The organism is Eoetvoesiella sp. (assembly GCF_035555955.1).
Classification (GTDB): Bacteria; Pseudomonadota; Gammaproteobacteria; order Burkholderiales; family Burkholderiaceae_B; genus Eoetvoesia.
Window position 1 is genome coordinate 1 of record NZ_DATMGA010000023.1, and the last position, 18272, is coordinate 18272.

An 18272-nucleotide genomic window follows, 5' to 3' on the forward strand; every position below is an offset into this window, starting at 1 on the left:
CTGGGCACGCCGTTCTCGACCTTGCTGGAACTGGCCGGCGGGGTCAGGGGCGGGCGCAAGCTCAAGGCCGTGATTCCCGGCGGCTCGAGCGCCCCGGTGCTGCCCGCCGACATCATGATGGACACCACCATGGATTACGACTCGATCGCCAAGGCCGGGTCCATGCTGGGGTCGGGCGCGGTCATCGTCATGGACGAAACCCGCTGCATGGTGAAGTCGCTGCTGCGCCTGTCGTATTTCTATTTCGAAGAAAGCTGCGGGCAGTGCACGCCGTGCCGCGAAGGCACGGGCTGGCTGTGGCGCATGGTCAACCGCATCGAGAACGGGCAGGGCCGTCCCGAAGATCTGGATGTCCTCGACTCGGTCGCTTCCAACATCATGGGGCGCACCATTTGCGCTTTGGGCGATGCCGCCGCCATGCCGGTGCGCAGTTTCATCAAACATTTTCGCGACGAGTTCGCACACCACATCGAGCACAAGAGCTGTGTGGTGCCCAAATATCTGTAGGCTCAGGACACGCAATGGTTGAACTTACCATCGACGGCAAAAAGGTTGAAGTCCCCGAGGGCAGCATGGTCATGCAGGCCGCCCACAAGCTGGGGCTTTACGTGCCGCATTTTTGCTACCACAAGAAACTCTCCATCGCGGCCAACTGCCGCATGTGCCTGGTCGAAGTCGAAAAGGCGCCCAAGGCCATGCCGGCCTGCGCCACGCCCGTCACCAACGGAATGATCGTGCATACGGCTTCCGCCAAGGCCGTCGCCGCGCAGAAAAGCGTCATGGAATTCCTGCTCATCAACCACCCGCTCGATTGCCCGGTGTGCGATCAGGGCGGCGAGTGCCAATTGCAGGATCTGGCCGTGGGCTACGGCGCCTCGGCATCGCGCTACCAGGAAGAAAAGCGGGTCGTGTTCCACAAGGAAATGGGCCCTCTGGTGTCCGCCGAGGAAATGCAGCGCTGCATCCATTGCACCCGCTGCGTGCGCTTCGGGCAAGAGGTCGGCGGCATCATGGAGCTGGGCATGGTCAACCGCGGCGAACATTCTGAAATCACGTCGTTCGTGGGCCGTGCCGTCGAGTCCGAGCTGTCGGGCAACATGATCGACATCTGCCCCGTGGGCGCGCTGACCTCCAAGCCTTTCCGCTATACGGCCCGCACCTGGGAACTGGCCCGCCGCCGTTCCGTCAGCCCGCACGACAGCGTGGGCGCCAACCTGGTCGTGCAGGTCAAGGGCGACCGTGTCATGCGCGTCGTGCCGTTCGAGAACGAAGACGTCAACGAGTGCTGGATCAGCGACCGCGATCGCTATGCTTATACCGGGCTTTATACCGAAGACCGCCTGGCCCATCCCATGATCCGCACGGCCGACGGCCAGTGGCGCGAAGCCTCCTGGAGCGATGCGCTGCAGGCGGTGGTCAAGGGGCTCAACCAGGTGCGCGACCAGCACGGCGCGACGCAGATCGGCGCCCTGGGCACCCAGGAGGCCACGCTCGAAGAGCTGGCCCTGCTGGCCCGGCTGACCCGCAGCCTGGGCTCCGAGAACGTCGATTTCCGCCTGCGCCAGACCGACGCCGGCCTGGATAAGGCCGTGGCCGGCGTGCCCTGGCTGGGCATGCCCATTGCCGAACTCGGCAAGCTGGACCGCGTTCTGGTGGTGGGTTCGTTCCTGCGCAAGGACCACCCCTTGTTCGCGCAGCGTCTGCGCCAGGCGGCCAAGCACGGCACGCAAATCTCCTTTATCGACTGTGGGGCCGACGACCCCCTGTTCCCCGTTCAAGGGCGTTTGACTGTAACGCCTGGCGCCTTGCCGAATGCCGTGGCCGAAGTGCTGGTCGCGCTGGCCCAGGCCACCGAGCAGACTGTGCCCGATGCCTTCGGCGCGCAGGAACCTTCGGAAGAAGCCAAGCGCATTGCAGCCAGCCTGGCTTCGGGTGAAAACGTGGCGGTGCTTTTGGGCAACCTGGCCGTGGCTTCGCCCCAGGCCTCGCTCATCGCCGCCAATGCGCAGGCCCTGGCCCAGGCGGCCAAGGGCAGGCTGGGCTTCCTGACCGCCGGCGGCAATACGGTGGGCGGCTACGTTGCAGGCGCCACGCCCCGGGCGGACGGCCTGACGGCGGCCCAAATGCTGGCCGACGGCTTGAAGGCCTATATCGTGCTGCATGCCGAGCCCGCGCTCGACGCCGACAACGGCGCGCAGGCGTTGCAGGCGCTGCAGGCGGCCGAGTTCACGGTGGCGCTCACTTCCTATCGCTCCGCCGCCCAGGACTGGGCGCATGTCATGCTCCCCGTTTCGCCGTTCACCGAAACCTCGGGCACGTTCATCAACGCCGAAGGGCGCGCGCAAAGCTTCAAGGGCGCCGCCGCGCCGTTCGTCGACACGCGCCCGGCCTGGAAGGTTCTGCGTGTGCTGGGCAACTTGTTCGAACTGCCCGGCTTCGATGACGAAACCTCGGAATCCATCCGCGACAGCGTTCTGGTCGGCGGCGTCGAGGCGCATTTGTCCAACGATGTGCAAAGCGCCATCGGGCTTGCCGCGGCGCCGGCGGGACTCGAGCGCGTTGCCGACGTGCCCATCTATCGCAGCGACGCCATGGTGCGCCGCGCCGAACCGTTGCAACAGACCGCCGCCTCCCAGGCTCCGCAGGCCCGCATGTGCGCCGCCACGCTGGCCAGCCTGGGTGTGGAATCGGGCCGGACTGTGCGTGTCCGTTCCCCGCAAGGAGAAATCACTGTGACAGCATTGCTGGACAATGCCGTGGCGCAGGGCGCGGTGCGCCTTTCCGCCGCATTCGCCGAAACCCTGCCGCTGGGCGGCGCTTTCGGGCAGCTTTCGGTGGAGGGCGTCTAAATGGAATGGGTGACCGCACTCGATAACTTCGGTACCAGCCTTATCGGCGCAACGCCCTGGTACGTGGTCTGGACGATTATCAAGATCGTCCTGATCGCCGTTCCCGTGATTCTTTGCGTGGCCTATCTTACCTATTGGGAACGCAAGATGATCGGCGCCATGCACATACGGCTGGGGCCCACCCGCGTGGGCTATCGCGGCTTGCTGCAGCCGTTCGCCGACGTGTTCAAGCTGCTGAGCAAAGAGCTCATCATGCCCAGCAAGTCCAACAAGGTGCTGTTCGTGCTGGCGCCCGTCGTCACGCTGATGCCGGCCCTGGCGGCCTGGGCGGTCATACCGTTCAGCCCGCAGCTGGTCCTGTCCAACGTCAACGCCGGCCTGCTGTACATCATGGCGGTTACGTCACTGGGCGTATATGGCGTCATCGTCGCCGGCTGGGCTTCCAACTCCAAGTACGCTTTGCTGGGCGCCATGCGCGCCGCGGCGCAAATGGTGTCTTACGAGCTGGCCGTCGGTTTCGTCATGATCACTGTGCTGCTGGTGTCGGGCTCGCTCAACATGAGCGACATCGTGATAGGGCAGGACAAGGGCTGGTTCGCGTCGCATGGCGTCAATTTCATGTCCTGGAACTGGCTGCCGCTGCTGCCGCTGTTCGTCATCTACGTGGTGTCCGCCGTGGCCGAGACCAACCGCCACCCCTTCGACGTGGTCGAGGGCGAGTCGGAAATCGTGGCGGGCCACATGGTGGAATACTCGGGCACGGCGTTCGCGCTGTTCTTCCTGGGCGAATACGCCAACATGATCCTGCTGTCGGCGGTGGCCTCCATCATGTTCCTGGGCGGCTGGCTGCCCATCATCGATGCGGCGCCCTTTACCTGGGTGCCGGGCTGGCTGTGGCTGGGCATTAAAACGTTTTGTGTGGTGTCGATGTTCATTTGGTTCCGGGCGACGTTTCCCCGTTATCGCTACGACCAGATCATGCGCCTGGGCTGGAAGGTATTCATTCCCTTCACCGGCATATGGCTGCTGATCGTTGCGATCTGGATGCAAACGCCGTGGAACATTTGGCATTGAGGCGGACTGGGGCAAGATATGGATGCAATTAAAGATTTCTTCGGCAGCTTCATGCTGTCCGAAATGCTGAAGGGCATGCGCCTGACCGGCAAGTATTTTTTCAAGCGCAAGATCACTCTGCGCTACCCGCAGGAAAAAACGCCTGCTTCGCCGCGTTTCCGGGGGCTGCACGCGCTGCGTCGCTATCCCAATGGCGAAGAGCGCTGCATTGCCTGCAAGCTTTGCGAGGCTGTGTGCCCGGCGTTGGCTATTACTATCGAATCCGAGGAACGCGAGGACGGTTCGCGCCGCACGACGCGCTACGACATCGATCTGGCCAAGTGCATTTTCTGCGGCTTCTGTGAAGAGAGCTGTCCCGTGGACTCCATCGTGGAAACGCATATCCATGAATACCACGGCGAAAAACGCGGCGACCTGTACTACACCAAGGACATGCTCCTGGCCATCGGTGATCGGTACGAGCCGGAAATTGCGCGTCGTCGAGCCGAAGACGCTCCTTATCGTTGATTCCAGGGCCTGATATGACTTTTGCTACCGTCCTGTTCTATGTGCTGTCCGTCATCCTGGTGGTGGCGGCGTTCCGCGTCATTTCGGCGCCCAACCCCGTTACCGGGGTGCTGCATCTCATTCTGGCCTTCTTTACGGCGTCCATGCTGTGGGTGCTGGCGGGGGCCGAGTTCCTGGGGCTGCTGCTGGTGCTGGTGTATGTCGGCGCCGTCATGGTGCTGTTCCTTTTCGTGGTCATGATGCTGGACATGCGCATGGCCTCGCTGCGCACTGGCCTGAAGGTTTACCTGCCGCTCGGTCTGGGCATAGGCCTGATCATGGTTCTGGAAATGGCGTTCGTCATCGCCAAGCTGTGGGCCGGCGCCGGCCCGCAGGCCTCAGTCCCGGCCGACTACAACAACACGCGCGCGCTGGGCACGCTCATGTATACCCAATACGTGTTCGCCGTCGAAGTGGGCGCCGTGATCCTGTTGCTGGGCATGGTTTCGGCGATTGCGCTGACCCTGCGCCGCCGGCGCGACGTCAAGTACAACAATCCCGCCGACCAGGTTCGCGTGCGCGCCAAAGACCGCCTGCGCCTGGTGAGCATTCCTTCGCAAACCGAGCCCAAGGCCCAGCCCGCCGCATCGGGAGAATCGAAATGACCATAACACTTGCCCATTACCTGGTTCTTGGCGCCATCCTGTTCGCCATCGGCGTGTTCGGCTTCTTCCTGAATCGCCGCAACCTGCTTATTTTGCTGATGTCGATCGAGCTTATCCTGCTTGCCGCCAACTTCAACTTCGTGGCGTTCTCGACCTGGTTCGGCGACGCTTCCGGCCAGGTGTTCGTTTTCTTCATCTTGACGGTGGCCGCCGCTGAAGCCGCCATCGGCCTGGCGATTCTGGTGCTGCTGTTCCGCAACCTGAATACGATCAATGTCGAAGAACTAGACCACCTTAAAGGTTGATGGGATTACAAATACTATGAGTTCAACCAGTCTCTATCTACTTATAGCATTGGCGCCGCTGGCCGGCGCTTTGCTTGTCGGCCTGTTCGGCACCGGCTTTCTGGGCCGCCAGGTAGGCCGCCAGGGCGCGCACATCATTACCATCCTGGGCGTGCTGATCTCGTTCATCGGCTCGGTCGTCGTACTGTTCCAGGTGCTCAATGGCCAGACCTTCGACGGCACGGTGTATACCTGGAACTTCATCGGCTCGGCCAAGCTGGAAGTCGGCTTCCTGATCGATTCGCTTACCGCCCTGATGATGGTGGTGGTCACCTTCGTGTCGCTGATGGTGCACGTGTACACCATCGGCTACATGGCCGACGATCCCGGCTACCAGCGTTTCTTCGCCTACATTTCGCTGTTCACCTTCTCCATGCTGATGCTGGTGATGTCGAACAATATGCTGCAGCTGTTCTTCGGCTGGGAAGCGGTGGGCCTGGTCTCGTACCTGCTGATCGGTTTCTGGTATACGCGGCCCACGGCCATTTTCGCCAACCTGAAGGCCTTCCTGGTCAACCGCGTGGGCGACTTCGGTTTCATCCTGGGCATCGGCCTGCTGTTCGCCTACACGGGCACCATGAACTACGGCGAAATCTTCCACCAGACCGACAAGCTGGCAAGCCTGGGCTTTCCCGGCACGGACTGGAAGCTGGTGACGGTGGCCTGCATTTCCTTGTTCGTAGGCGCCATGGGCAAGTCGGCGCAAGTGCCGCTGCATTCCTGGCTGCCCGACTCCATGGAAGGCCCTACGCCGATTTCCGCCCTCATTCACGCGGCAACCATGGTGACGGCCGGCATCTTCATGGTGGCGCGCTTCTCGCCGGTGTTCGAGCTTTCGTCCACGGCGCTGTCATTCGTCATCATCATCGGCGCCATCGGCGCGCTGTTCCTGGGCATACTGGGCATCATCCAGAACGACATCAAGCGCGTGGTGGCGTACTCCACCCTGTCGCAGCTGGGCTACATGACCGTCGCGCTGGGCGCCTCGGCCTACTCGGTGGCCATCTTCCACCTGATGACCCACGCCTTCTTCAAGGCGCTGCTGTTTTTGGGCGCCGGCTCGGTCATCATCGGCATGCACCACGACCAGGACATCCGCAACATGGGCGGCCTGCGCAAATACATGCCGATCACCTGGATCACCTTCCTGATCGGCACGCTGGCCCTGGTGGGCACGCCGTTCTTTGCGGGCTTCTATTCCAAGGAGCACATCATCGAGGCCGCCGGCGCGGCCAATGTATGGGGCGCGGGCTTCGCCTACTACGCGACGCTCATCGGCGTGTTCGTCACGTCGCTGTACTCTTTCCGCGTGTACTTCCTGGTCTTCCACGGCAAAGAGCGTTTCAATGCCGAGCCCGCCGCGCATGGGCATGACGACCATGGCGAACATGCCGAGCATCATGGCCATCACGGCACGCCGCATGAGTCGCCGTGGGTGGTGACCGTGCCGCTGGTGCTGCTGGCCATTCCTTCCGTCATCGCCGGCGCCTGGGCCATCGATCCGCTGCTGTTCGGCGGCTATTTCAAGGGCGTCATCGCCGTGCTTCCCCAGCATCCGGCCATGGCCGATCTGGCCGAGCACTGGCACGGCTGGGTCGAGTTCGCCCTGCACGGCTTCCTGACCCTGCCGTTCTGGCTGGTGGTTGCGGGCTTCGTGGTGTCCTGGTACGGCTATCTGGTCAATCCGCGCCTGCCCGAGGCCATAAAGAACAAGCTTTCCTGGCTGTACACCATCCTGGAAAACAAGTACTACGCCGACTGGTTCAACGAACAAGTCCTGTCGCGCGGCGCGCGTTGCCTGGGGCGCGGGCTGTGGCAGGGCGGCGACCGCGGCATCATCGACGGCATCGTGATCAATGGCAGCGCGCGCGTGGTGGGCATGGTCGCATCGATCAGCCGCTATCTGCAGTCGGGCTACATCTACCATTACGCTTTCGCGATGATCATCGGCATCATGGCGTTTCTAACCTTTTTCGTGCTGACGGTTCACTGATGACTAGCGATATGGCGTCTTCTACCTTTCCCTGGCTAACTCTTTCCATTTTCGTTCCCATCGTGGCGGGGCTGATCGTCCTGCTGGTGGGGCGCGACGACCGTCCGGGCCTTACGCGCTGGCTGTCCCTGATCGGCTCGGTATTGGGTTTCCTGGTGACCTTGCCGCTTTACACGGGTTTTCGCTACGACACGGCAGACATGCAGTTCGTCGAAAACGTGCCCTGGATCGAGACCTTCGCGGTCAACTATCACCTGGGCATCGACGGCATCTCGATGTGGTTCGTGCTGCTCACCGCTTTCTTCACCATTGTGGTGGTGCTGGCGGGCTGGGAAGTCATCACCAAGCGCGTGGCGCAATACATGGCGTCGTTCCTGATCCTGTCCGGTCTCATGGTGGGGGTTTTCTGCGCGTTGGACGGCATGCTGTTCTACGTGTTCTTCGAAGCCACGCTCATTCCCATGTACCTGATCATCGGCGCCTGGGGCGGCCCCAACCGCGTGTATGCCGCGTTCAAGTTCTTCCTGTATACGCTGGCCGGCTCGCTGCTTACACTCATTGCCTTCATCTATTTGTGGCATGTGGCGGGCGGTTCGTTCGACATCCAGACATGGCAGCACATGAAGCTGGGCTATACGCCGCAGCTCCTGGTCTTCCTGGCGCTGCTTGCCGCGTTCGCGGTCAAGGTTCCCATGTGGCCGGTGCATACGTGGTTGCCCGACGCGCACGTCGAGGCGCCTACGGGCGGTTCAGTGGTGCTGGCGGCCATCATGCTCAAGCTGGGCGCGTACGGTTTCCTGCGTTTTTCCCTGCCCATCGCGCCCGACGCCTCGCACAGCCTGGCAGGCCTGATGATCGCCTTGTCGCTGATTGCCGTCATCTACATCGGCCTGGTGGCCATCGTCCAGGACGACATGAAAAAGCTGGTGGCGTATTCGTCGGTGGCCCACATGGGCTTCGTCACGCTGGGTTTTTTCATCTTCAATACGGCAGGCCTGGAAGGCGCCATCGTGCAGATGCTCTCGCACGGCTTCGTGTCGGGCGCCATGTTCCTGTGCATAGGCGTGCTTTACGACCGCCTGCACACGCGCCGAATCGATGCCTATGGCGGGGTCATCAACGTCATGCCGCGCTTCGTCACTTTCTTCCTGCTGTTTTCGCTGGCCAATTGCGGCCTGCCGGCCACCAGCGGCTTCGTGGGTGAATTCACGGTCATCATGGGCGCGGTCGAGCACAACTTCTGGATCGGCCTTCTGACCGCCACCGCCTTGATCTGGGGCGCCGCCTACTCGCTGTGGATGTTCAAGCGCGTGGCGCTGGGCGACATTGTCAATGAAGAAGTGCGCGCCATGGCCGACCTGGGCAAGCGCGAGTTCTTCATCCTGGGAGTCCTGGCCATCCTGGTTCTGTACATGGGCATCCATCCCAAGCCGTTTACCGACGTCATGCATGTATCGGTGCAGGCATTGTTGCAACACGTCTCCGTCTCGAAACTGTAAGCCCGGATCATTATGCAAAATCATTTTCAATTCGCCCTGGCTTTGCCTGAGATTCTGCTGCTGATTTTGACCGTTGTGGTATTGATCTTCGACGCGTTCAGCAAATCGAAGAACCGCCATTCGACGTTCATCCTGAGCCTGCTGTCCTTGCTGATCGTTGCCGTGGCCAATGCGGTGCAATGGAGCGACGGTGTCGCCGGCACCACGTTCAACGGCATGTTCGTGGTCGACTCGCTGTCGCATTTCCTCAAGATTGCGTCGTACATTACGGTTGCCATTACGCTGATCTACGGCCGCCAATATGCCGAGGAGCGCGAAATGCTCAGCCACGGCGGCGAAATGTACACCTTGTCGCTGTTTGCCTTGCTGGGCCAGATGGTCATGATCTCGGCCGGCAGCATGCTTACTGTGTACCTTGGCGTGGAGCTCATGTCTTTCGCCCTGTATGCCCTTATCGCGCTGCGCCGCGAAAACGTCAAGGCCACCGAGGCGGCCATGAAGTATTTCGTGCTGGGTTCGCTGGCGTCCGGCATCTTGCTGTATGGCCTTTCCATGATCTACGGCGCCACCGGCCAGCTCGACCTGGCCCGCATCGCCCACATCATCGCCACCGGCCAGGTTCACACCTTGCCACTGGTGTTCGGCGTGGTCTTCATTGTGGCCGGCCTGGCCTTCAAGCTGGGCGCCGTGCCTTTCCACATGTGGGTGCCCGACGTCTACCACGGCGCGCCCACGGCGGTGACGCTGCTGGTTGCCGCGGCGCCCAAGCTGGCCGCCTTCGCGCTGATACTGCGCCTGCTCATCGAAGGCCTGCACGGTCTGGCGCTGGACTGGCAGCCCATGCTGCTGATCATGGCGGTGCTGTCGTTGGCCATCGGCAACATCACCGCCATCGCGCAGACCGATTTCAAGCGCATGCTGGCGTACTCCACCATTTCGCACATGGGCTTCGTGTTCCTGGGCCTGCTCTCGGGCGTGGTCGAGAACAATCCCCAGGCCACGGGGCAAGCATACGGCTCGGCGCTGTTCTACATGGTCATTTACGTGCTGACTACCCTGGTCACCTTCGGGCTCATCCTGCTGCTCAGCCGCAAGGGTTTCGAATGCGAGAATATCTCCGACCTTAAAGGCCTGAACCGGCGCAACCCGGTGCTGGCCGGCGTGCTGCTGCTTTCCATGTTCTCGTTGGCGGGCATTCCTCCGCTGGCGGGCTTCTACGCCAAGCTGGCGGTGCTGCAGGCCCTGGTCGGCGCGGGCCACGTCGCCATGGCTGTCGTGGCGGTCCTGTTCTCGCTGGTCGGCGCCTTCTACTACCTGCGCGTGGTCAAGATGGCGTATTTCGACGAGCCCGAGGGCGAGACGGCGCCTGTTGCGGGCGGGGTGTTGCCGCATGGCCTGATGTCGCTGAACGGCCTGGCGCTGATTGTCCTGGGCGTGTTGCCCGGCGGCCTGATGGCGCTTTGCGTGCATGCAATTCAAACATCGCTGGGTTTTTAAAGGGTAGTCATGGAGCAGCCGGTGGCGGTCTGGATTCTTATCGTCCTTGCATTGGCAACCGCCAGCCTCCCGTTTTTGATTCGGCGCCCGCTATTGATGCTGCCCTGGCTTCAAAAGGGGGAAGACCGCCGGCCGGCCTGGCTGCGCCTGCTGGAATCGATTGTGTTTTTCGCCATTCTGGTCGGCCTGCATTTTGCGATCCTGGGCTGGGTAGGGGGCGCGCTGGTCGGCGCCGACGCGGCGTCGATGGGCCTGTTCCTGGTCAAGATCGCGGTATTGGCCGTGGCCGTGGTGCTGCTGCTCAGCTATCCGGGCTGGCGTGACATCAACAAGCGCATCCACAAGTCGTTCGTGGTGCGTTTGCTTGAGGTCCTGGTGCTGTATGCCCTGGTGGGAACGCTGGGCCTGGCCTTCGAAATCAATATCGGCAACGCCTTTCCCAAGGACTGGGAGTTCTACGTCATCAGCTTGTGCCTGTACCTGGTGCTGGCTTATCCGGGCTTCGTGTACTGCTATCTGTTGCGGCATCGGCACCGGGGATAAGGGGCCAGTGTCGGCTTCCTTAAGCGGCCGATTTTGGAGTCCTTAACCGGCCGTTGCGGCCCCGCGGGTTTTGCTCAGGTCGCCACGGCCCCGGCTACGCCGGGGCTTCCCATTTCAACGCTTGTTTTCAGGCGCTCGCAAAACTCGCGCGAACGGCCAGCCCCCGGCTGGCCGTAAACGCCGCGCTCGAACAGATGCTCGCTTGCCTCCTGAAAACAAGCGCCGAAATGGCTTGCTCCAACTTCGCAAAACCCGCGGGGCCGCAACGGCCTTATGCATGTGTGTTGGGAGATTTGCGCCATCCATGGCAAGCATTGAATTTGCCTCAACCTTCATATCTGCAAGGCGGCTTTAGCTTGGCTGGATTTGTGAAGTTGGAGCCAGCCGGCTAGGCGAGTCAAATCGGGAGGCAAGTGAGCGGCTGTTCGAGCGCGGCGTTTACGGATACCCAGTGGGTATCCGTTCGCGCGAGTTCCGCGAGCGCCCGATTTGGCTTGGCTGGCCGGGTAGCTCCGGCGCAGCCGGAGCCGCAGCGACCTGAGCAAAACCAGCTAGGCTAAAACCGCCGGTCAAGGACTCAAAGACGCCTTTTATACCCCGATATCTTCGTTCCACAGCTCTGGCTTCAAATCGATGAAGGACTGCATCAATCCGATGCAGTCAGCGTCCTGCAGTACTTCGACCTCGACCCCGCGGGACCGCAGCAGGTCTTCATCGCCCATGAAGGTTTTGTTCTCGCCCACCACGATTTTCGGAATTCCGTACAGAAGGATCGCCCCGCTGCACATCGGGCAGGGCGACAGCGTGGTATAGAGAACCGATTCCTGGTAAACCTTGGCCGGTTGCCGGCCCGCGTTTTCGAAGGCGTCCATCTCGCCGTGCAGGATGGCGCTGCCTTTTTGCACGCGCCGGTTGTGGCCTCGGCCGATGATCTTGCCGTCGTGGACGATGACCGAACCGATCGGGATACCGCCTTCCGCCAGGCCGAGCCGGGCCTCTTCAATTGCCGCCAGCATAAAAGGGTCCATGAGCCGCTCCTTCTTGATTATGGGAATATCGCGCTACTGCTGGAATAGTACTATGCCCGGAACCAGTTAAGCACCGCGTCCAGCCCGCTGACGTTCAGGGCGAAGCGTGCCTGCGCGCGCACCACCGGCTTGGCCCGGTAGGCGACGGAATAGCCCGCCAGCGCCAGCATCTTCAGGTCGTTGGCGCCGTCGCCCAGGGCGATGATCTGGTGCTTTTGCGCGCCGGTGGCTTGCGCCAGCGCCTGTAGGCGATCCGCCTTGCCCTGGGCATCGACAATGTCGCCCAGCACCTTGCCGGTGAGCTTGCCGTCGGAAACGTCCAGCACGTTGGCGTGCGTTTCGTCCAGGCTCAGCCTCTGTTTGAGCTTGTCGGTGAAGAACGTGAATCCACCCGAGACCAGCATGATTTTCAGGCCGGCTTTTTTGGCGGCCTGGATCAGCGGCTCGGCGCCTGCGTTGAGCCGTAGCCGCTCGGCATAAACCTGTTCCAGGGCCTGCACGGACACTCCTTCGAGCAAGGCTACGCGCCGGCGCAGACTTTCGGAAAAGTCGGTGATCTCGCCGCGCATCGCGGCTTCGGTGATGGCCGCGACCTGGGCCTTGCGGCCGGCCATGTCGGCGATTTCGTCGATGCACTCGATATTGATCAGGGTGGAATCCATGTCCATGGCCAGGATCCTGCACTCGCCCAGGCGACGGACGATATCCAGAAAAGCGTAGTCCAAGTTGAGGCTGTCGCACTGGCGGGCGACTTCTTCCTTCTCGCTGTCGTCGATATTGAGCAGCCGCGCAGCGGTGCTGCCCAGGCTTTGCACCCCCTCGGCCCGCGCGATGGCGGCGATGTTCTCGGTGTTTTCGGTGCTGAGGCTGGGCGATTGCAGGATGAGATGGGTCATGGAATGGGCTGTGTGAAAATGTATGAAATCAGGCCAGGGCCTTGAGCACGTCGCGCACCGCCTCGATGCGGGCGTTGACGGGCGCGGCTTGCGGTGCATTCGGTGCCGCCTGTTTGGCGGAGCCCGAAGGCTTGATGTCTATCTTTATCTTGTCCTGGCCGGCCAGCTTGACGTTGCGCCGGGTCTGGATAAGCTGAATGATACGCAAAGGATCCACATTGGGCTTGGCGTTGAACTGGATCATGGCTTGCGCCTCGCTGGCGTCGATCTTGATCACGCCCAGCGGTTCGGCATGCAGGCGCAGCCGGTGCGTGGCCAGCAGGTTCTGGGCGGCTTCGGGCAGTTTGCCGTAGCGGTCGATCAGCTCTTCCTGTATGCCGATGAGGCCGTCCTCGCTGTCGGCGTGCGAAAGCTTTTTATAGAAGCTCAGGCGCGCGTGCACGTCGGGGCAGTAGTCCGCCGGCAACAGGGCCGAGGCATGCAGGTTGACCTCGCAAAGCGCGGTGAAGGGCGAGTCCAGGTCGGGTTCCTCGCCGGCCTTGAGCGCGCGCACCGCGGTGTTGAGCATCTCCGAATACATGGAAAAGCCGATCTCGTGGATATTGCCCGACTGCGATTCGCCCAGCACCTCGCCGGTGCCGCGGATTTCCAGGTCGTGCATGGCCAGGTAAAAGCCCGAGCCCAGTTCCTCCATGGCCTGGATGGCTTCCAGGCGTTTCTTGGCGTTGCTGGTGATGGCGTCTTCGCCGGGCGTCAGCAGGTAGGCATAGGCCTGGTGGTGGGAGCGCCCGACGCGGCCGCGCAGTTGGTGCAGCTGGGCCAGCCCCAGCCTGTCGGCGCGGTGTATGACGATGGTGTTGGCGGTGGGCACGTCGATGCCCGTCTCGATGATGGTGGTGCAAAGCAGGACGTTGTAGCGCTGCTGGTAGAAGCCCTTCATGACCTCTTCCAGCTCGCGTTCCGGCATCTGGCCGTGGGCGACGGCGATGCGGGCTTCCGGCACCAGTTCTTCCAGGCGGGCGCGGCGGTTGTGGATGGTTTCGACTTCGTTGTGCAGGAAGTACACCTGGCCGCCGCGCTTGAGCTCGCGCAGCAGGGCTTCGCGGATGGTGCTGCCGTCCTCGCGCCGTACGAAGGTTTTGATGGCCAGCCGTTTTTGCGGCGCGGTGGCGATGACCGAGAAATCGCGGATGCCTTCCAGCGACATGCCCAGCGTGCGGGGGATGGGAGTGGCGGTAAGGGTCAGGACGTCGACTTCGGCGCGCAGGGCCTTGAGGGCTTCCTTCTGGCGTACGCCGAAGCGATGCTCCTCGTCGATGATGACCAGGCCCAGGCGCTTGAACTTGACGTCCTTGGACAGGATTTTGTGCGTGCCGATGACAATATCGACGCGGCCGTCATTGAGGCCCTCGATGGCGGCGGCGATTTCCTTGGAGGAGCGAAAGCGCGACAGCTCCACGACCTTGACGGGCCAGTCCGCGAAGCGGTCGGCAAAGGTCTGGGCGTGCTGTTCGGCCAATAGGGTGGTGGGGCACAGTATGGCCACCTGCTTGTTGTTGGCGACCGCCAGGAAGGCGGCGCGCAGCGCGACTTCGGTCTTGCCGAATCCCACGTCGCCGCACACCAGCCTGTCCATGGGGCGGCCCGACGTCATGTCGCCGATGACGGCCTCGATGGCCGCTGCCTGGTCCGGCGTTTCGTCGAAGCCGAAGCCTTCGACGAAAGCCTGGTAGTCGTTGAGCGGTAGCTTGAACGAATAGCCTTCGCGGGCTGCGCGCAGCGCATACAGGGCCAGCAGTTCGGCGGCGGCGTCGCGCACTTGTTTGGCTGCCTTGCGCCGGGCTTTGTCCCATTGGCCGGAGCCGAGCTGATGCAGCGGGGCGTGCTCGGGATCGGCGCCGCTGTAGCGCGCAATGACGTGCAGTTGCGCGACGGGCACGTACAGCGTGCTGTTGTTGGCGTATTCCAGATGCAGGAATTCCATGACGCCGTCGCCGAGGTCCATGTCGACCAGGCCGCAGTAGCGGCCTATGCCGTGTTGCGTATGGACGATGGGGTCGCCCTCGCGCAGCTCGGATAGGTCGCGCACCATGGCTTCGACGTCGCTGCCGGCCGCTTGTGCCTGTCTTCTGCGCCGCGCCGGGCCGGCCTGGCTGGGGTACAGGTCGTTCTCGGTCAGCAGTGTAAGCGCGCCCTGAGCCAGGCCGAAACCAGTGTCCAGGGGCGCAACGGCCAGCCCGAACCGGCAGTCCGACTGCAGGAATTCGTGCAGCGTGTCGAACTGTGCGTCCGGTGCAATGCCGTATTCGCTCAGCATGAGCAGCAGGGTCTCGCGGCGCCCGGGCGAATCGGCGCAAAGGGCGACGCGCCCCGTGGCTTGTGCCAGCAAGGAACGCAGCCTGGCGACGGGGTCGTCGGCGCGCCGCGCCACGGCAACGTCCGGCGCCCTGGCGAAATCGGGATGCGCCCCTTCGGGAACGAGGGCCAGCCGCTCGAAATTCTTCAGATGCAGATAAAACGTTTCGGCGTCCAGAAAAAGCGCCTCGGGCGGCAGTACGGGGCGCTCTCGATCGGCTTTCAGGAATTGGTGGCGGCTGTGCGTGTCCTGGGCGAAACGCCGCATGGTTTCTTCAAGATCGCCCAGTGTGACGGTGAGCGTTTGCTCCGTCAGGTAGTCGAACAGCGTTGCGGTCTGGTCGAAGAACAGCGGCAAGTAATATTCGACCCCGGCAAAGGCAATGCCCGAGCCGATATCCTTGTAGGGCAGGGCGCGCGATGGGTCGCCTTCGAAGACTTCCCGGAAGCGGGCGCGGAAATGGTTGCGCGCCGCTTCGTCCATGGGAAATTCGCGGCCGGGCAGAAGCTGGACTTCCTTGACGGGATACAGGCTGCGTTGGGTGTCGATGTCGAAACTGCGTATGGATTCGATTTCGTCGTCGAACAGGTCGAGCCGGTAGGGCAGGGCCGAACCCATGGGGAAGAAGTCGATCAGGCCGCCGCGGATGCAGAACTCGCCCGGCGCCGTGACCTGGGTGACATGGGTGTAGTTGGCCAGGGTGAGCTGCTGCCTGAGGGCTTCTTCGTCGAGCTTGTCGCCCTGCCTGAACGAAAAGGTGTAGGCGGCCAGGAACGACGGGGGGGCGAGCCTGTACAACGCGGTGGTGACGGGTACTGTCAGCACGTCAACGCTTTTTTGCATGAGGGCATGCAAGGTGTGCAGGCGTTCCGAGATAAGGTCCTGGTGCGGTGAAAAACTGTCGTAGGGCAGGGTTTCCCAATCGGGCAATTGCCTTACCCGCAGTTCCGGCGCGAACAGCCGGATTTCTTCGGCCATGCGTTGCGCCGCCAGCGGATCGGCGCATAGCAGGACCACGGTTCGGCCGGCGCGGCGCGCCAGATCCGCCAGCAGCCAGGCATCGCCGGATCCGGGGGGGCATGGCACGGTATATCGAAGCCCGGGTTTCAGGGCCCGAATCAGGGATGGTGTCGAGGGAAGCAAAGGAGGGGGAGCAGTGTCTGAAGCCATTTGGTTTGTCATTATAAAATCTCTTTTCCATGACACAGAAAATCATTGCCATTGTTCCCGCCGCCGGCATCGGCCAGCGTGCCCATGCCGGCGCCGCCGATGCCGCTGGGCAGGCGCTGCCCAAGCAATATCGCCTGATTCGCGGCGAGCCCATGCTGCGCCTGGCGGTCAAGGCCTTGCTGGCCGATGCGCGCGTCGAGCAGGTGCGGGTAGCGGTTGCGCCGGGGGATGGCTGGGCGGAACAGGCTCTGGCCGGCTTGCCGCGCACGGTGTGGCGCCCCTGCGGCGGGCCCGGCCGCGCGGATACCGTGGCGGCGGCCTTGCAGGAGGCATCGCTGCAGGCCGATGACTGGGTTCTGGTGCACGATGCCGCCCGCCCCGGCCTGCCGCCGGATGCCTTGGCGCGGCTCCTCGATGCTTGCCTGGAGGACGGCGTGGGAGGCCTGCTGGCCCAGCCTGTTGCCGATACCGTCAAGCGGGCGGGAACCGATACCGCCGGCGTCGAGGCGGCCGGCCGGTTTTTCGTGCGGGCCACTGTGCCGCGCGATGCGCTGTGGCTGGCCCAGACCCCACAGATGTTTCCGGCCGGCTTGCTGCGGGATGCGCTGCGCGATGCTGGGGCAAGGCACGCGGCCATTACCGACGAGGCTTCCGCCATGGAACTGGCCGGGCATCACCCCCGTCTGGTGCCCGGCTCGGCCCGGAATTTCAAGGTAACATGGCCCGAAGATTTCGAACTGATGGAAAAATGGCTATGAGCATTCCGTTCCGCGTGGGGCAGGGTTTTGACGTGCACGCCTTGATTGAAGGGCGGCGCTTGGTGTTGGGCGGGGTGTCCATTCCCCATACCCACGGCCTGTTGGGGCATTCGGATGCGGATGCTTTGTTGCATGCGGTGACCGATGCGTTGCTGGGTGCGGCGGGCCTGGGCGACATAGGGCGGCATTTTCCCGATACCGACCCTGCGTATAAAGATGCCGATAGCCGTGAATTGCTGCGGCAGGCCTGCCGGAAGGTCATGGATGCGGGCTGGGCTGTGGGCAACATCGATGCCACGATACATGCCCAGGCGCCCAGAATCAGCCCTTATGCCAAGGCCATGGTGGCGAATATCGCGTCCGATCTGGACGTGGACGAAAGCCAGGTGAACATCAAGGCCAAGACCAACGAAGGCTTGGGTTACCTGGGCCGCAAGGAAGGCATAGCGGCCACCGTGGTGGCCTTGCTGGTGAAAGCCTAGCGGTTAAAGCGTAGCGCCGCCCAGCTTGCGGTTGCAGGCGCAAAGCCCGTCGGTCTGCAGGCCGTCCAGGATGCGCAGGGTCTCTTCGGGGCTGCGCCCCACGTTGGCGGTATTGACCGATACGTGCTGGATGACGTTGTCGGGGTCCACCACGAAGGTGGCGCGCAGCGCGACACCTTCGTTGCGGTCGCGGATGCCCAGTTGATCGATCAGCGAGCCGCTGGTGTCGGAAAACTGATAGTGAGACAGTTTTTCGAGGTCCGGTTGCGCCCGGCGCCAGGCCAGCTTGACGTATTCGTTGTCGGACGACCCGCCCATGAGGACGGCGTCGCGCTCTTCGAATTGTTCGGACAGTTCGTTGAAGCCCACGATTTCGGTGGGGCACACGAAGGTGAAGTCCTTGGGATAGAAATAAATGACCTTCCATTTTCCGGGGAAGGAGCTTTCGGTGATGTCCTCGAACGCCGACACGCCTTTTTCTTCGTGTTGCGTGAACCCGGGCTTGACGCCGATGATCTTGAAGGGTTCGAGTTTGTCGCCTACCGTTTTCATATGAACTCCTGAATCGCGAATGGCATGTTCTGTTTGTGTGATTACATTATGCCATTGGATCCAGCCCGCCGTGGTCGGGC

16 protein-coding genes are annotated in these 18272 nt (G+C 62.5%); 12 read left to right on the forward strand and 4 right to left on the reverse strand.

Annotated elements, in window-relative coordinates; all coding sequences use genetic code 11:
* From VNT00_RS07060 to VNT00_RS17885, 10 genes are all read left to right on the forward strand, one after another.
* Nucleotides 1-507: NADH-ubiquinone oxidoreductase-F iron-sulfur binding region domain-containing protein (locus VNT00_RS07060; protein WP_325585894.1), on the forward strand; the 507-nt coding region annotated here is incomplete at its 5' end.
* Between the two features lie 14 nt (nucleotides 508-521).
* A complete protein-coding gene (gene nuoG, locus VNT00_RS07065; RefSeq protein WP_325585896.1) occupies nucleotides 522-2849 on the forward strand; it encodes an NADH-quinone oxidoreductase subunit NuoG in 2328 nt (775 codons plus the stop codon).
* Nucleotides 2850-3923, forward strand: a complete 1074-nt coding sequence (gene nuoH, locus VNT00_RS07070) for an NADH-quinone oxidoreductase subunit NuoH (RefSeq protein WP_325585898.1) — start codon at nucleotides 2850-2852, stop codon at nucleotides 3921-3923.
* A gap of 18 nt (nucleotides 3924-3941) precedes the next feature.
* Entirely contained in the window at nucleotides 3942-4430 is a 489-nt protein-coding gene (gene nuoI / locus VNT00_RS07075) for an NADH-quinone oxidoreductase subunit NuoI (RefSeq protein WP_325585900.1), read from the forward strand.
* 14 nt (nucleotides 4431-4444) lie between these two features.
* The gene (locus tag VNT00_RS07080; RefSeq protein WP_325585902.1) at nucleotides 4445-5074 is read left to right on the forward strand and encodes an NADH-quinone oxidoreductase subunit J; all 630 of its coding nucleotides are present in this window, start codon (nucleotides 4445-4447) and stop codon (nucleotides 5072-5074) included.
* Nucleotides 5071-5379, forward strand: coding sequence for an NADH-quinone oxidoreductase subunit NuoK (gene nuoK, locus VNT00_RS07085; RefSeq protein WP_325585904.1), 309 nt, complete (start codon nucleotides 5071-5073; stop codon nucleotides 5377-5379). The genes VNT00_RS07080 and nuoK overlap by 4 nt, the downstream gene beginning before the upstream one ends.
* Nucleotides 5380-5395: 16 nt before the next feature.
* Nucleotides 5396-7411: an NADH-quinone oxidoreductase subunit L gene (gene nuoL, locus VNT00_RS07090; RefSeq protein WP_325585906.1), complete on the forward strand. Its 2016-nt coding sequence runs from the start codon at nucleotides 5396-5398 to the stop codon at nucleotides 7409-7411.
* Complete coding sequence (locus VNT00_RS07095) at nucleotides 7408-8910, forward strand: NADH-quinone oxidoreductase subunit M (RefSeq protein ID WP_325585965.1); 1503 nt, start codon at nucleotides 7408-7410, stop codon at nucleotides 8908-8910. Before nuoL ends, VNT00_RS07095 begins: the two co-directional genes overlap by 4 nt.
* A gap of 9 nt (nucleotides 8911-8919) precedes the next feature.
* Nucleotides 8920-10407, forward strand: a complete 1488-nt coding sequence (gene nuoN, locus VNT00_RS07100) for an NADH-quinone oxidoreductase subunit NuoN (protein WP_325585967.1) — start codon at nucleotides 8920-8922, stop codon at nucleotides 10405-10407.
* Nucleotides 10408-10416: 9 nt separating this feature from the next.
* Nucleotides 10417-10950 (forward strand): DUF2818 family protein, encoded by a 534-nt coding sequence (locus tag VNT00_RS17885; RefSeq protein ID WP_414650903.1) that lies wholly within the window; start codon nucleotides 10417-10419, stop codon nucleotides 10948-10950.
* A gap of 590 nt (nucleotides 10951-11540) precedes the next feature.
* Here the strand turns inward: VNT00_RS17885 and VNT00_RS07115 are convergent.
* The 3 genes from VNT00_RS07115 to mfd form a co-directional block, all read right to left on the reverse strand.
* Nucleotides 11541-11966 (reverse strand): nucleoside deaminase, encoded by a 426-nt coding sequence (locus VNT00_RS07115; RefSeq protein WP_325585908.1) that lies wholly within the window; start codon nucleotides 11964-11966, stop codon nucleotides 11541-11543.
* A 62-nt stretch (nucleotides 11967-12028) separates the two neighbouring features.
* The gene (serB, locus tag VNT00_RS07120) at nucleotides 12029-12874 is read right to left on the reverse strand and encodes a phosphoserine phosphatase SerB (protein WP_325585910.1); all 846 of its coding nucleotides are present in this window, start codon (nucleotides 12872-12874) and stop codon (nucleotides 12029-12031) included.
* A gap of 28 nt (nucleotides 12875-12902) precedes the next feature.
* Nucleotides 12903-16400 carry a transcription-repair coupling factor gene (gene mfd / locus VNT00_RS07125; protein WP_414650904.1) on the reverse strand — a complete coding sequence of 1166 codons (3498 nt, stop codon included), beginning with the start codon at nucleotides 16398-16400 and terminating at the stop codon, nucleotides 12903-12905.
* A 29-nt stretch (nucleotides 16401-16429) separates the two neighbouring features.
* Between mfd and ispD the strand changes: the two genes are divergently transcribed.
* Together ispD and ispF are read left to right on the forward strand one after the other, a co-directional pair.
* Complete coding sequence (gene ispD / locus VNT00_RS07130) at nucleotides 16430-17158, forward strand: 2-C-methyl-D-erythritol 4-phosphate cytidylyltransferase (protein WP_325585914.1); 729 nt, start codon at nucleotides 16430-16432, stop codon at nucleotides 17156-17158.
* Entirely contained in the window at nucleotides 17155-17640 is a 486-nt protein-coding gene (ispF, locus tag VNT00_RS07135; protein ID WP_325585916.1) for a 2-C-methyl-D-erythritol 2,4-cyclodiphosphate synthase, read from the forward strand. The genes ispD and ispF overlap by 4 nt, the downstream gene beginning before the upstream one ends.
* Nucleotides 17641-17643: 3 nt before the next feature.
* Here ispF and VNT00_RS07140 read toward each other — a convergent pair whose 3' ends face one another.
* Nucleotides 17644-18192, reverse strand: coding sequence for a peroxiredoxin (locus VNT00_RS07140; RefSeq protein WP_325585917.1), 549 nt, complete (start codon nucleotides 18190-18192; stop codon nucleotides 17644-17646).
* Nucleotides 18193-18272 lie beyond the last annotated feature (80 nt).

What these genes read in the sequence shown, in the direction of transcription:
- nuoG (WP_325585896.1), top strand. Translation starts at nt 522, where the DNA reads ATGGTTGAACTTACCATCGACGGCAAAAAGGTTGAAGTCCCCGAGGGC.
- nuoH (WP_325585898.1), top strand. Translation starts at nt 2,850, where the DNA reads ATGGAATGGGTGACCGCACTCGATAACTTCGGTACCAGCCTTATCGGC.
- nuoI (WP_325585900.1), top strand. Translation starts at nt 3,942, where the DNA reads ATGGATGCAATTAAAGATTTCTTCGGCAGCTTCATGCTGTCCGAAATG.
- VNT00_RS07080 (WP_325585902.1), top strand. Translation starts at nt 4,445, where the DNA reads ATGACTTTTGCTACCGTCCTGTTCTATGTGCTGTCCGTCATCCTGGTG.
- nuoK (WP_325585904.1), top strand. Translation starts at nt 5,071, where the DNA reads ATGACCATAACACTTGCCCATTACCTGGTTCTTGGCGCCATCCTGTTC.
- nuoL (WP_325585906.1), top strand. Translation starts at nt 5,396, where the DNA reads ATGAGTTCAACCAGTCTCTATCTACTTATAGCATTGGCGCCGCTGGCC.
- VNT00_RS17885 (WP_414650903.1), top strand. Translation starts at nt 10,417, where the DNA reads ATGGAGCAGCCGGTGGCGGTCTGGATTCTTATCGTCCTTGCATTGGCA.
- VNT00_RS07115 (WP_325585908.1), bottom strand. Translation starts at nt 11,966, where the DNA reads ATGCTGGCGGCAATTGAAGAGGCCCGGCTCGGCCTGGCGGAAGGCGGT.
- serB (WP_325585910.1), bottom strand. Translation starts at nt 12,874, where the DNA reads ATGACCCATCTCATCCTGCAATCGCCCAGCCTCAGCACCGAAAACACC.
- mfd (WP_414650904.1), bottom strand. Translation starts at nt 16,400, where the DNA reads ATGGCTTCAGACACTGCTCCCCCTCCTTTGCTTCCCTCGACACCATCC.
- ispD (WP_325585914.1), top strand. Translation starts at nt 16,430, where the DNA reads ATGACACAGAAAATCATTGCCATTGTTCCCGCCGCCGGCATCGGCCAG.
- ispF (WP_325585916.1), top strand. Translation starts at nt 17,155, where the DNA reads ATGAGCATTCCGTTCCGCGTGGGGCAGGGTTTTGACGTGCACGCCTTG.
- VNT00_RS07140 (WP_325585917.1), bottom strand. Translation starts at nt 18,192, where the DNA reads ATGAAAACGGTAGGCGACAAACTCGAACCCTTCAAGATCATCGGCGTC.